The sequence below is a fragment of the Inhella sp. genome (assembly GCF_027532025.1).
In the GTDB taxonomy this organism is placed as follows: Bacteria; Pseudomonadota; Gammaproteobacteria; order Burkholderiales; family Burkholderiaceae_C; genus Inhella.
Genome location: NZ_JAPZSY010000067.1, coordinates 1 through 12347 on the forward strand (window position 1 = coordinate 1; position 12347 = coordinate 12347).

The following is a 12347-nucleotide window of genomic DNA, read 5'->3' on the forward strand; positions in this document are numbered from 1 at the left end:
GCCCCTGGTCCGGCGCAGGCTAGGAGCGACGCCGCCGTGGACTCGTGTCCACAAGAAGGAGCGACAACGCATGCGCCGGATCCAGGGGCCACCCTTCGGGCCGAGCCGCGGGGGCGACGAGCGTCGTGGCCGGCTCCTGACGTAGCCCGCCACGCGGCGTCGCCAGCGCCTAGCCTGTCGCCCCCGAAATCTCGGCGACGGCCTGGGCTTCTGCCGCGCAGACTCCTAAGCGAGGGCGTGGCGCACCAGGAGCAGGGACAGGCCCGCCATGGTGAGGCCGATGAGGCCATCGAGCACCTGCCACGCCCGGGGCCGAGCGAACCAGGGCGCCAAGGCCCGGGCGCCGTAGCCCAGGGCCCCGAACCAGAGCAGGCTGGCACTGGCGGCGCCGGCCACGAAGGCGGGTCGCAGGGCGCTGTCTTGTTGGGCGCCGAGGCTGCCGACGAGGAGCACGGTGTCCAGGTACACATGGGGGTTGAGCAGGGTGAAGGCGGCCGCCTGCGCCAAGGCGGCAGGGCGCGACAGGGCAGCGTCGCCCGCAGCGGCGTGCAAGGCTTGGGGCCGCATTGCGCGCTGCAGGGCGCGCCAGCCATAGACGGCCAAGAAGACGGCGCCCAGCCCGGCCAGGGTGCGGGCGAGCACGGGGCGCTCGCCCAGCACTTGGGCGAGGCCGAACACGCCGGCGGCGATGAGCAGCGCGTCGGCCACGGCGCAAAAGGCCACGATGGGCCCGACGTGCTCGCGCCGCAGGCCTTGCCGCAGCACGAAGGCGTTCTGGGCGCCGATGGCCACGATGAGGCCCAAGGCCAGGGCCAAGCCTTGGGCAAAGACGGCGAGCTCGCTGGGCAGGGCGAGCGAAGAGGTCAGCATGGCCTCGTCCCGCCGCAGGACGACGCCCCGCGCCGCGAAGGCGTTGGGCGCACCGGTGGAGCCATCGCCAGGACGGGTCCAGCGCTCAGAGTGGCCATGAAGGAGTTGTTCCGCTCACCCGCTCAGGCCACCGGCGTGGTGGGCCGCGTTTTGTAGAAGGTGACGGGCTCGGCCTTGAGGGCCTTGAGCACGTGCTTTTGCATCTTGCCCACCACGTGCATTTCGCAAGGCTTGCAGTCGAAGCGCAGGGTGAAGGTGTCGTCGCCGTGCTGCAGGGTCATGGGCTCGGCCCGCACCGTGCCTTGCACGCCGGTCACGCCCTTGGCCTGCTTGGGGCACAGGCTCAAGCTGAAGCGCACGCAATGCTTGGTGATCATCAGCGAGGCCTCGCCCAGCTCCTCGTGGCTCTCGTAGGCGGCGCCAATCACCTTCACGCCGTGGCGGGCGTAGAACTTCGCGGCCTGGCCGTTGTAGACGTTGGCCAGGTAGCTCAGCGTGTCTTCGGGGTAGGGCACGGGCGGCTGCACCTCGGCCGCGCGCGGCAGGCGCTCGAAGGCCGCGGCGCGCGCGGCCTCCAAGGCGGCGATGCCGTCGCGGCGCAGCGCATTGAGCACGCCGGCCGGCAAGAACCAGGGCTGTTGCAAGCTCAGGCGCACGCGGCGCGCCTCAAAGAGCGTGCCGCCCAGCTTGGACAGGCCTTCTTTGAGGGCCTTCTCGGCCTGGGCCGCGTCGCGCGCCGGTTCGTGGGCGTGGGTCAAGCGCACCGCGGCCTTGTGGCCGTGGGCGTCCTTCAGGGCCAACTCGAAGCCGTCGGCGGTTTGCGCCAGGGTCAGGTCGACCGGGATGCGGCGCTCGGCAGAGGGCTTGGCCAGCAAGCGCTCCCAGGCCATGTCACGGTTGCGGTTCAACGCGGTGCCGGGGAACAAGTCCTTCAAGTCGCCGAAGGCTTGGTCCTTGGCCAGGTTGGGGTGCACGCGCCAGCGGCTGCCCCCCAGGGGCTCGGCCACGTTCACGGGCACGCCCTGCAGCTCGCCCTGGCGGTCGCGCCAGGTGAGGGCATCGCCGTTGTGCAGCACGCGCTCGGGGCTTTCGGTGTCCACGTCAAACCAGGCCTCGCCCACCTTGGCAACGAAGCCCAGGGGGAGTCCGGCGTGCTTGGGCGTGTCGAAGGCGCCGATGTCGATTTGGCGGCCGTTGACGAAGTAGTCGGTGCCGCCGCGGTTGAAGGCCTGCTCGGTTTCGGGGGTGAAGGTGTACCTGCAGCGGCCGTGGCTGGTGGTTTGGAGCGCAGGGCGGCGTTCGAGGATCGCGTCGAGCAGGGTGCGGTAGTGGGCCGTGACGTTCTTGACCGTGGCCATGTCCTTGTAGCGGCCTTCGATCTTGAAGCTGCGGATGCCTGCGTCGATCAGGGCTTCGAGGTTGGCGGACTGGTCGTTGTCCTTGAGGCTGAGCACGTGCTGGTCGTGCGCCACGATGCGGCCCTGCGCGTCGCGCACGGTGAAGGGCTGGCGGCACTCCTGGCTGCAGCTGCCGCGGTTGGCGCTGCGACCCGTCATGGCGTGGCTGATGTAGCACTGGCCGCTGTAGGCCACGCACAGCGCGCCGTGCACGAAGAACTCCAGCACGGCGTCGTTCACCTGCGCGCGGATGGCCTGGATCTGGCGCAGGTCCAGCTCCCGCGCCAGCACCATCTGGCTGAAGCCGACGTCTTGCAGGAAGCGCGCCTTCTCGGGCGTGCGGATGTCGGTCTGCGTGCTGGCATGCAGCTGGATCGGCGGCAGGTCCAGCTCCAGCAGGCCCATGTCCTGCACGATAAGGGCGTCCACGCCGGCATCAAACAGCTGCCAGGCCTGGCGGCGCGCGCCTTCGAGCTCGTCGTCGCGCAGGATGGTGTTCATGGTGACAAAGATGCGCGCGTGGAAGCGGTGCGCGTGGCGCACCAGGCGCTCGATGTCCTCGATCGGGTTGCCAGCCTTGTCCCGGGCGCCGAAACCGGGGCCGCCGATGTAGACGGCGTCGGCCCCATGGGTGATGGCCTCGATGCCGATGTCGGCGTCGCGGGCGGGAGCCAACAGCTCGAGCGGGCGGTGGGGGGCGTGGTGGGCAGGCATGCAGCATTTTAAGAAGGTGCCCCATCCCGCCGCCAGGCCCACCTAGGGACATACCAGTAAGAAACCATAAATCCAGTTGCATACCGCTTGCAACCGATGGATGCGGTTTGTTACGCTGGAATCGGCCACACTGTGGCGGCTCTTCATGGGTGAGATCGCGCTCTTCGGCGACTCGAACTGGTTTGCTACCACCTAAATACCACTGATGCGCGCGTTCCCGCCTCGCCCCCTCATGTCCCCCCTTTCGGAGCCTGACCCCATGAACGTCCTTCGCCCGCTGAACCCTCCCCCGGCCCCGCCGGGCCACCGTCGCGCCCTGCGCCGCGCCACCCAAACGCTGGCCGCCTGGACGCTGGCCGCCAGCGCCTGGGCCCAAACCGTGCCCACGTGGGCGCCGGACACCTTCTACGCCGCCGGCACCGTGGTTTCATTTCAGGGCAAGCTGTACCGGGCCGTGGTGAGCCAGACCGACTGGACCGGCACGGGCTGGAACCCAACGGTGGCCTCGCTCTGGACGCCCGTGGACGGCGCAGCACCCGCCCCGAGCCCGAGCCCGGCCCCAGCGCCCAGCCCCACGCCAGCGCCCACGCCAGCCCCAGGCAGTTGGGACGCCAACACGGCCTACACGGGCGGGCAGACGGTGACGCGCAGCGGCACCACCTACAAAGCCAACTGGTGGACCCGCGGCGAGGACCCGGTGTTGAACAACGGCCCGACGGGCAGCGGCAAGCCCTGGACGGCGGTGGGCGCTGCGCCCGCACCAGCCCCGTCGCCGGCGCCCACACCCGCACCGTCACCCAGCCCAGCACCATCGCCTTCGCCGTCCCCCTCCCCAGCCCCGTCGCCATCGCCGGCCCCCGCGCCAGCGCCGGGCCTGACCGACCCCGCCGCCAAGTCCGCGTCGCAGGCCGGCCGCGCCTACACGGTGTACTACCCCTCGTGGAGCGACAACTGGTTCGACGCCACCGGCAAGTCCCTGAACCAAGTCTTCCAAGCCAGCCAGCTGGCGCGCATCCCCGCCAACTACACGCACGTGGTGGTGGCTTTTGCGCAGCCCGATTTCCGCTGGGGCGGGATGGCGGCCAACAACTGGTCGGGCACGGGCATCAACTTCAACGGCCGGCCGTCGGACATCAAGGCGGCCATCGACGTGCTGCACGCCCGCAACATCAAGGTCATCCTGGCGGTGGGCGGCGCCACGTACAACAACTGGGCGCAGCTGGCGGCCGAGGGCCACTCGGGCGGCGGCGCCACCATCGATGCGCTGGCGCAAATCATGAAGGACCTGGGCTTCGACGGCCTGGACGTGGACTACGAGATCGAGGGCCTCGACGCCTACGCCGGCGCGGTGAAGGCCATGCGCAAGGCGGTGGACTTGGCCGGGGGCGGGCGCATCCTCAGCGTGGCGGCTTGGTCCACCGGCGCCGACTGCACGGCCAACACGGCCAACCACCCGCAGTGCGTCGGGGTGGGCGCGAGCTTCTGGGGCGGCAAGGCCGGGCTGGAGCGCCAGCTCGTTCACGCCTTCCCGGCCTTGGCCAACGCCTTCCAGCTCGTCAACATCATGAGCTACGACGCCCGCTACGAGAACTACGACGGCGTGACGGCGTGGAAGCAGTACCGGCAGCTGTTCCCCAGCAGCACCATCGTGTCGATCGGCTTCGAAACCGCGCCCGAGGGCTGGGCCGGTGGGCAGCTCGTGGTCAACAACGCCGACGCGCAGTGCACCGGCTCGGTGAACCTGAAGAACTCCTACGGGGCCACGGTCAACCAGGCCTACTCGGTGGAGCGCTACTTGGGCGCCGTCGTCACCAGCACCCTGCCCAACCGCAACCCACGCGATGGCGCCATGCTCTGGCAAGCGCTCAAAACGGCGAGCGGGGCCTGCGGCGGCGCGGCGCTGGCCTCGCCCGGCAGCATCGGCAAAAAGGTGTCGGCCATGACCGGCTTGCCCGACGACCTGGCCTTGCAAAACGCGCCCTGGCGCTGAGGCCCCGTGGGTGGGGCGGTGGGCGGGGCGCTAACCTTGGGGCCCCGCCCCCTGGAGCCTGTGATGCACCCCGCCTTGGGACCCCAACCCGCCGTGCCGCGGCGGCCTGCCACCGCCCATCCCCGCAACCACAGCCGGGTGAGCCAGAGGGGCGGCGATGCGCGTTGAAATCGAACCCGGCGTGCGTCTGTTCGTCGACGTGGACGGCGCTAGCCACGTGCCCGACGGGGCCCACTGGCGAGAGAAGCGCACGTTGATCCTGGTTCACGGCGGGCCGGGCTTCGACCACACCGGGTTCAAGCCCTTCTTCAGCCGCTTTGCCGACCAGGTGCAGGTGCTCTACCTGGACCAACGCGGCCATGGCCGCAGCGACCCCCGACCCGCGGCCGAGTGGACGCTGGACACCTTGGCCGACGACCTGGTGCGCCTGTGTGCGGTGCTGGGCATCGAGCGCCCCATCGTGCTCGGGCAAAGCTTCGGCGGCTACGTGGTGCAGCGCTACCTGTCACGGCACCCGGCACACCCGCGAGCGGCGGTGCTTTCGAGCACGGCCCCGCACTACAACCTGGAGGGCAAGGTGGCCGGCTTTGCGCGTCGGGGAGGGCCCGAAGCGGGCGCCGCGGCACGGGCCTTTTGGGAGCAACCCTCGGCCGAGACTTGGGCCGTCTACGACCGCCTGTGCCGGCACCTCTACAACACCACCGACCAAGACGCGACCGCCCGCGCGAGCATGGTGTTCCGGCCGGAGATCCTCTTCCACTCGGCCGGCGGCGAGCAGCGCGGCATGAACCTGCTGCCGGGCCTGGCCCGTGTGCGCTGCCCGGTGTTGGTGCTGGCCGGCGCCGAGGACCCGGTGACCCCGATCGACGATGCGGAGCTCATCCACGCCGCCCTGCCCGCCCCATGGCGACAGATTGAGCGATTCCCGGGCGTGGGCCACGGCCCTTGGCGCGACGACCCCGCGGCGACCGAACGCGTGCTGCGCCGCTGGCTGGCGGCGTTGGATTGACGCGCTGCCCCACAGGCGCGGGGCGGCCCTGCAGGGTTCAGCCGCAAGGCGGGGGCGGGGCGGGACAGCGCTCGGCGCGAAAGGGCAGGTCCACGCGGTCGCCCGCGGGCGTGGTGTAGCGCAGCCGGCCCAGAACGTGGTCGCCCACCTCGTCCAGCTCCACGTGCGCCGGTGGCAGCGGGGCACAGCGCTGGCGCGCGGTGCAGTGCAGGGCCATCCCGTCGCCAAGCTCGCCCGTGAGCCAGATCGCGAGGGGGGCGCGCAGCGGCAACGCTTGGCGCCACAGCGTGAGCGCCAGCCGATCGACCCCCATCTCGCGTTCGCCACAGCCGCCCCCTGTGCCGGTGAAGATCACCACCCGCTGCGCCGGACCATCCCAAGGCGCACAGACCGGCGTGACCGTGGCGTACAACCGGGCGGCCACCGGCCGTGGTGACCCGCGAAGACTCCTGGACGTGTTGGCGGGCCTTTGGGCTTGGGCTTGGGCTTGGGCTTGGGCATGAACTGGGCCATGGGCCCCAGCCGACACCAGCAGCACGCCGGCCGCCCACAGGCCCGCCGCTGCCGCGCGGCATCCCGTCCGGCCCCAGCGCCACGTCGCCTGGGGCCCGCAAGCCGTCGGCGTCATCGGTGGGCTGGGAGTGACAGTCATGGCAAGGCCTTGGGTGCAAGGACGAAGTCGCAAGCATCGTGCACGACACAGGCCGTGCGCGCCACCCCCGTCTTGCCCGGCTCGGCCCTGACGGCGCCGCTTGCCCAGCGGCTGCCTGTACGAAGCCAACGGGCGGGAGACGCCGGTTGCGCTGCGACGTCACCCAGGGCCTGGCGTCAGGCCGGGGGCCGCCGTGACGCCCGGGGCTTGCGGCCTGGGCAGGACGGGGGCGGCGGCCGCGGGCCGCGTGACCGAGGGCAGGGCCGAGCCGGGGTGCAGCGACCAAGAGCCGCCGTTGTCCAGCGCCCGAAAGTCAAGCGTTGGGGGGTGCTGGGCGTCGAGCGCCCGGGCCAGGGCCTGCACGGGGTCGTTCATGCCTTCGTCCGCTTGGCGGAAGGTGCCCCAGTGGATGGCCAGGCTGTGCTGTGCGCCCAGTGCGCGGTGCGCCGCGACGGCCTCGTCGGGGTCGATGTGCTGCGGCTGCATGAACCACCGCGGCAGGTAGGCGCCGATGGGCAACAAGGCCAGCGTGGGCGGGCCCAGCCGCTCCCGGATGTCGGCGAAGTGCGAACCCATGCCGGTGTCGCCCGCGAAAAAGACGCGCTGCCCCTGCGCCTCGACCTGGAAGCCCCCCCACAGGCGCTGGTTCCCGTCGAAAGCGCCGCGACGCGACGCGTGCCTCGCCGGCGTGAAGGTGATGCGCGCGGGCCCCACGGAGACCGACTGCCACCAGTCCAGGTCGACCGCACCGGGCAGGCCCTGATCGGCCAGCCAGACAGCGGTGCCCAGACCCGCCAACACCCGCGGGGCGTCGCGCGCCTTCAAGCGACGCAAGGTGGGGAGGTCGAGGTGGTCGTAGTGGTCGTGGCTCAGCAGCACCACGTCGATGGCTGGCAGGTCGTCGAAGCGCAGCCCCGGCGGCTTGCGGCGGCGCTGACCGATGCCGCCGCCCGGGCCCACGACGTCGGACCACACGGGGTCGGTCAAGAGGTTCAAGCCCGCGACTTGGACGAGCACCGTCGCATGGTTGACGTAAGTGACCCGCAGGCCCTCGGTCACCCGCGCTGGTGGTGGCGGTGCGGGCTCGATGGGGACGAAGTCGGGCCACGGCTGTGCGGGCGACCCGCCCAGCTTCCAGCGCAGCACGTCCATCAGGCCGCGGGACTCGAAGGGCTCGGGATTGCGGAAGCGGTGGCCGTCGAGGTGGTCGCTCGGCGCCCCCAGGGGTGTGCTGGCGCAGGCCGACAACAAGGCGCTCAGCGCCCCCAAGGCGCGGCGCCCCACGCGGCTGGGCGGGCGGCTCATGGCGTGCCGAAGCGTTCGACCACGGCCGCGCGGGCGATGGGGCCAAAGTGGCCCGGAAAGAAGGTGTGGGCTTGGGGCGCCACCGCCGTCAACAAGCGCTGCACGTCCCGGCGGTTGCCTTCCAGGTCGCACATGTAGAAGTGCAACTCGGCCGAGCGGCCGACGATGGCCCCGCGGAACTGGTCGCCCACGAAGGCTGCGCCGGGCACCACGACGACCAGCGAGCCCTCGGTGTGTCCTGGCATGGGCACCACCCGCCCGGGCAGTCCCACCAGGTCCTGAAGTGCCACCTCGCCGCTCAGCGCGCGGTCAGGGGCCATGGGCGTGAAGCGCTCGGCCTGGTCGGCCTCCAAGCGGTCTCGGGCCCGGTTGCTGGTGGGGCACAGGGGGTCGGGGCTGCCGCGCTCGAGCAAGCGCACGTCGGGCGCCCCCGCCACCACCGGGATGCCGAAGTGCCGCCGGAAGTAGCCCGCGCCGCCGGCGTGGTCGGCATGACCATGGGTGAGGATGATGGCGCGCAACTGGGCCGGGTCGAAGCCCTCGCGGCGCAGGTCTTGCGCCAGTTGCGGGGCATCGGCCTCGTAGCCGGCATCCACCATGAAGAAGCGATCGCCCTGGGCCACCACGAACACATTGGCGTATTCGCGCCGGAAGGTGTGCACGGTGATGCCCTCGGGCAAGGTCAGCGCCGCGTGGCCGCTGGCGCAGCCCGCCAAGCTGAGCAGGGCCCAGCCCGCCAGCGCCAACAGGGCCCAAAGGGTGGCTCGGGAGCGCGCAGCCGCCATCCGGCGCAGCACAGCGAAGGGCCCAGGGGCCGGGAAGGGATGGGCAGAGGCCATGGCAAGACTCCAAAGGAAAGGGACGACAACAAGCGCACGCGGTAGGGCTGTGCGGCAGTGACCGGCAACGGCCACGGCCGCGCCAATGTTCACGCTGTCCACTTTGACATTCTAAGTTCACGGTGTCAACATGCGGACATGACAAGCCCTCGCGATGCCTACCACCACGGAGACCTCCGCAACGCCCTCGTGGGCGCTGCCGTGCGATTGATCGAGCAGAGCGGGCCCACCGCTTTCAGCCTGCGCGAGGCGGCGCGCGAGGTGGGGGTGTCGGCCAACGCCGCCTACCGCCATTTCGACGACAAATCGGCCCTCATGGGCGCTGCTGCACTCGACGGTCACCTTCAGTTGGCAGACCGCATGCGCGCCGCCATGCAAGCCACAGCGCGCAGGCGCCCCTCCAAATCGAACCCACCCTCGGTGGCTCGCTTCAAGGCCCTGGGGCGGGCCTATGTCGAGTTCGCCCTGGAGCGCCCGGCGCTGTTCCGGCTGATGTTCGGCGAGAGTGGCGTGGGCTGCCTGAGCCGCCAAGCCGAAATGGCCCCGGTGGAGACCGCTTGGACGCTGCTGGGCCAAGCCCTGGACGCCCTGGTGGCCGACGGCGCGTTGAGCCACGCGCAACGCGAGGGCGCCGAGCTCCAGGCTTGGTCCGCGGTGCATGGGCTGGCCTCGCTGGCCCTGGCCGGCCTGGACGCGGTGCCCGACGGGGCAGCGCGCCCGGCCGCCGTCGAGGCCTTGCTGGACTTCGTGGTCCGGGGCTTGGTCGGGCCAACGCCGTAGCGCAGCCCGAGGGTCCGGCGGGCGCCGCGAACGACTTTCCGTCAAGCGACGCGAAGCTGCGTTGAAGCGGCGCCGGGCTCGCCCCGATGGACCGGTGCGACTAGCCTGCGGGCCCCTGCTGCCCCGCCGCCGCCATGCGTTCGATCCGACTGCTTGCCTCCCCCGTCCTGCGCGCTGGCGTGGGCCTGTGTTTGCTCGCTGCCTTGAGTGCCTGCGGCGGTGGTGGTGGTGTCGCCCCCGCGCCAGCCCCAGCGCCCCCGCCCCCAGCACCTGCGCCAGCGCCCAGCCCGTCCGCTTGCACGCTGCCGCCGGGCGTCGACCTGGGGCGCGTTGGAAGTCCCACGCCCAAGCCCAGCACGACCACGCCCGGCCTGGTGCTGATGGGCGGCGGGGTGGACGTGGACGAGGCCATGCGCTGGCTGATCGCTCGGGCCGGCGGCGGCGACATGGTCGTGCTGCGCAGCACCGGCGGGGCTGGCTACAACAACTACCTGCTGGGCCTGGGGGGGCTGAACTCGGTGCAGACCTTGTTGGTCGACTCGGCGGCCGAGGGCAACGACGCCTGCGTGGCGCAAACCATCCGCGACGCCGGCGCGCTCTTCATCGCGGGTGGCAACCAGGCCGACTACGTGCGCTACTTCAAGGGCAGTGCCGTGGGTCAGGCCATCAATCACCTGATCGTCACCAAACGCGCCCCCGTGGGCGGCACCAGCGCCGGCATGGCCATCCTGGGCCAGCACTACCACCCAGGCGGCGCGCCCGAGGACAGCAGCGGCCTGCAAGACCCCTCGCGCACCGAGATCGGCCAAGGCTTCGTCACGGCGGCATGGCTGCGCAACACCGTCACCGAGCCGCACTTCACCGCAGGCACCACCGGCGCGGTGGGCACGCCGGCCAACCCCAAGCGCGCCGGGCGCGTGGTGGCCTTCATGGCGCAAATGCTGCTCGGCCAGGGCGTGAGCTGGACCGAGGCTCGCGCCATCGCCGTGGACGACGACACCGCGGTGGCCATCAGCGACAACGGCATGGCGCAGGTCTTCACCTTTCCGGGCCGCAGCGGCAGTGCCCTGTTCGTGCGGCCCACGGCACCGCCAGAACGGCTGGTGGCTGGATCGTCCCTGACATGGAACGCGTCGGGCCAAGCCTTGGCGGTGGACGAAGTTCCGGGCACGGCCCTGGGCAGCCAGGGCTTTGACCTGGGGGCATGGCGCGCCAGCGGCGGCACGGCCCGTCAGTGGTCGGTGGTGGACGGGGTGCTGGTCAGGCGCTGAAGCAGGCCGCGGGCGGCGTCGCCCAGGGCGTCGCCAGGCCCCTGCGTCAGCACCACCGTTGCCATCGTGGGTCGCTTGGCACTCGCGCTGCGGGCGTAGCAGGGGTCGTAGTGGTCGGTCATCAGGCGCGCAAACAAGGTGTCGACGGCGCCCGCCTCGGCCAGGGCCATCCATTCGGCCCAGCACGCTCCGCCAACCAGAGGCCGCACCGGCCGCAGGCGCTCAACCATGGCCACGGGGTCGGCGGCGAAGTGAGCGTAATCCTGCCGGCACAAGGCGCACCCGGGTGCGCAGGTCGGCCTCCACGCGCACCACGGGCGCCGAGCGGATGGCGTCGAACAAAGCGGTGGGCAACTGCAACCGACCGATGCGCTTGCTCTCGTCTTCGACCCACACTGGGTGGCGGGGGTCAAACCGGGCCAACGCGTGCCGCAGCGCGCTGTCGAACCGCTTTTGAGTGGGCTGGGTCTGCGCGGGCCACTCGCCCAGCAAGGACCCCCGGTGCACGGCCAAAGCTTCGAGGTCAAGCACCTGCTCGCCCTCGCGCGCCAGCGCCTGCAGCAAGCGCGTCTTGCCCGTGGCGGTGCTGCCGCTGAGCACCCGCCATGGCAAGGTGGCGGGCAGGCGGGCCAGCTCCTGCCGCACCCAAGCGCGGTAGGCCTTCCAACCCCCGGGCAGCAGGTCCACGGCGTAGCCGATGTTGCGCACGGGGTCCGCCCAGGCGCGGCTGCGCTTGCCGCCGCGGAAGCAGTAAATCAGGATGCGGTCGCTGGGCGCTCGGGGTGCGATGGCTTCGGCGATGTAGCGCGCCACGTTGCGCAGCGCGTACTGCGCACCCAGCAGGTAGGCGGCGTGCGGGTCGGTGCGGTGCAAGGTGCCCACCTCGGCGAACTCCTCCTGCGTCACCACGGGCAGGTTCACCGCGCCGGGCAGGTGGTCTTCGGCGAACTCCTTGGGCGTGCGCGCGTCGATGATCAGCGCGTAGTCGCTCAGCGGGCGGATGCCGGGCAGCTCAGCCATGGACGTGCAGCCCCTGGCCGGCCTCGACCCGCCCCACCACCGCATGCTGCGCAAAGCCGTGGCGCGCGAACACCGCCTGCACGTCGGACAGGGCTGCGGGCGCGCAGCTCACCAGCAGGCCGCCAGCGGTTTGGGGGTCGGTCAGCAAGGCGCGATCCAGCTCGCTCAGGCCATGGCTCAGGCTCACGTCGGCCCCATAGGCGGCCCAGTTGCGGCCGCTGGCGCCGGTGACGAAGCCCTGCTCGGCCAGCGTGCGCACGCCGGGCAGCAAGGGCACGGCTGGCCAGTGCAGGTGCACCGCGGCCTTCGCGCCGCGTGCCAGCTCCAGCGCATGGCCGGCTAGGAGTCTGCGCGGCAGAAGCCCAGGCCGGCGTGGGCCCCGGTGCGGCGCCCGCGGGGGGCGACGCCCCCCGGGATATGTGGGGCGGTCAGCGCGATGTTAGGGGCCCGTTCGGCCGGGGGGGGGGGCCACACGGCCCGGCCCGCCAGTCCGACCAGCC

At 71.6% G+C, this 12347-nt stretch carries 11 protein-coding genes and 1 pseudogene; 4 read left to right on the forward strand and 8 right to left on the reverse strand.

What is annotated here, in order from left to right; all coding sequences use genetic code 11:
• Nucleotides 1-225: 225 nt before the first annotated feature.
• Nucleotides 226-870, reverse strand: a complete 645-nt coding sequence (locus O9335_RS09995) for a LysE/ArgO family amino acid transporter (RefSeq protein ID WP_298387341.1) — start codon at nt 868-870, stop codon at nt 226-228.
• Between the two features lie 122 nt (nt 871-992).
• On the reverse strand, nt 993-2981 hold the full coding sequence (locus tag O9335_RS10000) for a U32 family peptidase (protein ID WP_298387344.1): 1989 nt from the start codon (nt 2979-2981) through the stop codon (nt 993-995).
• A gap of 259 nt (nt 2982-3240) precedes the next feature.
• On the opposite strand from O9335_RS10000, the gene O9335_RS10005 reads away from it, so the two are divergent.
• Both O9335_RS10005 and O9335_RS10010 read left to right on the forward strand, forming a co-directional pair.
• A complete protein-coding gene (locus O9335_RS10005; RefSeq protein ID WP_298387347.1) occupies nt 3241-4971 on the forward strand; it encodes a glycosyl hydrolase family 18 protein in 1731 nt (576 codons plus the stop codon).
• Nucleotides 4972-5128: 157 nt separating this feature from the next.
• A complete protein-coding gene (locus O9335_RS10010) occupies nt 5129-5980 on the forward strand; it encodes an alpha/beta hydrolase (protein WP_298387350.1) in 852 nt (283 codons plus the stop codon).
• Between the two features lie 37 nt (nt 5981-6017).
• On the opposite strand, the gene O9335_RS10015 is transcribed toward O9335_RS10010, so the two are convergent.
• The 3 genes from O9335_RS10015 to O9335_RS10025 form a co-directional block, all read right to left on the reverse strand.
• A complete protein-coding gene (locus O9335_RS10015) occupies nt 6018-6632 on the reverse strand; it encodes a hypothetical protein (protein WP_298387353.1) in 615 nt (204 codons plus the stop codon).
• 159 nt (nt 6633-6791) lie between these two features.
• Nucleotides 6792-7937, reverse strand: coding sequence for an MBL fold metallo-hydrolase (locus tag O9335_RS10020; RefSeq protein ID WP_298387356.1), 1146 nt, complete (start codon nt 7935-7937; stop codon nt 6792-6794).
• A complete protein-coding gene (locus tag O9335_RS10025) occupies nt 7934-8776 on the reverse strand; it encodes an MBL fold metallo-hydrolase (protein WP_298387359.1) in 843 nt (280 codons plus the stop codon). Before O9335_RS10025 ends, O9335_RS10020 begins: the two co-directional genes overlap by 4 nt.
• Nucleotides 8777-8914: 138 nt before the next feature.
• Between O9335_RS10025 and O9335_RS10030 the strand changes: the two genes are divergently transcribed.
• Together O9335_RS10030 and O9335_RS10035 are read left to right on the forward strand one after the other, a co-directional pair.
• A complete protein-coding gene (locus tag O9335_RS10030; protein ID WP_298387362.1) occupies nt 8915-9556 on the forward strand; it encodes a TetR/AcrR family transcriptional regulator in 642 nt (213 codons plus the stop codon).
• 134 nt (nt 9557-9690) lie between these two features.
• The gene (locus O9335_RS10035; RefSeq protein WP_298387365.1) at nt 9691-10827 is read left to right on the forward strand and encodes a cyanophycinase; all 1137 of its coding nucleotides are present in this window, start codon (nt 9691-9693) and stop codon (nt 10825-10827) included.
• Here O9335_RS10035 and O9335_RS10040 read toward each other — a convergent pair.
• From O9335_RS10040 to O9335_RS10050, 3 genes and pseudogenes are all read right to left on the reverse strand, one after another.
• Nucleotides 10788-11057 carry a hypothetical protein gene (locus tag O9335_RS10040; protein WP_298387368.1) on the reverse strand — a complete coding sequence of 90 codons (270 nt, stop codon included), beginning with the start codon at nt 11055-11057 and terminating at the stop codon, nt 10788-10790. The two genes, O9335_RS10035 and O9335_RS10040, sit on opposite strands and share 40 nt — an antisense overlap.
• Nucleotides 11050-11847: a tRNA 2-selenouridine(34) synthase MnmH gene (gene mnmH / locus O9335_RS10045; RefSeq protein ID WP_298387371.1), complete on the reverse strand. Its 798-nt coding sequence runs from the start codon at nt 11845-11847 to the stop codon at nt 11050-11052. The genes O9335_RS10040 and mnmH overlap by 8 nt, the downstream gene beginning before the upstream one ends.
• Nucleotides 11840-12190 (reverse strand): annotated as a pseudogene (locus O9335_RS10050) (AIR synthase-related protein); the annotation flags it as partial. The pseudogene O9335_RS10050 and the gene mnmH, both read right to left, overlap by 8 nt.
• Nucleotides 12191-12347 lie beyond the last annotated feature (157 nt).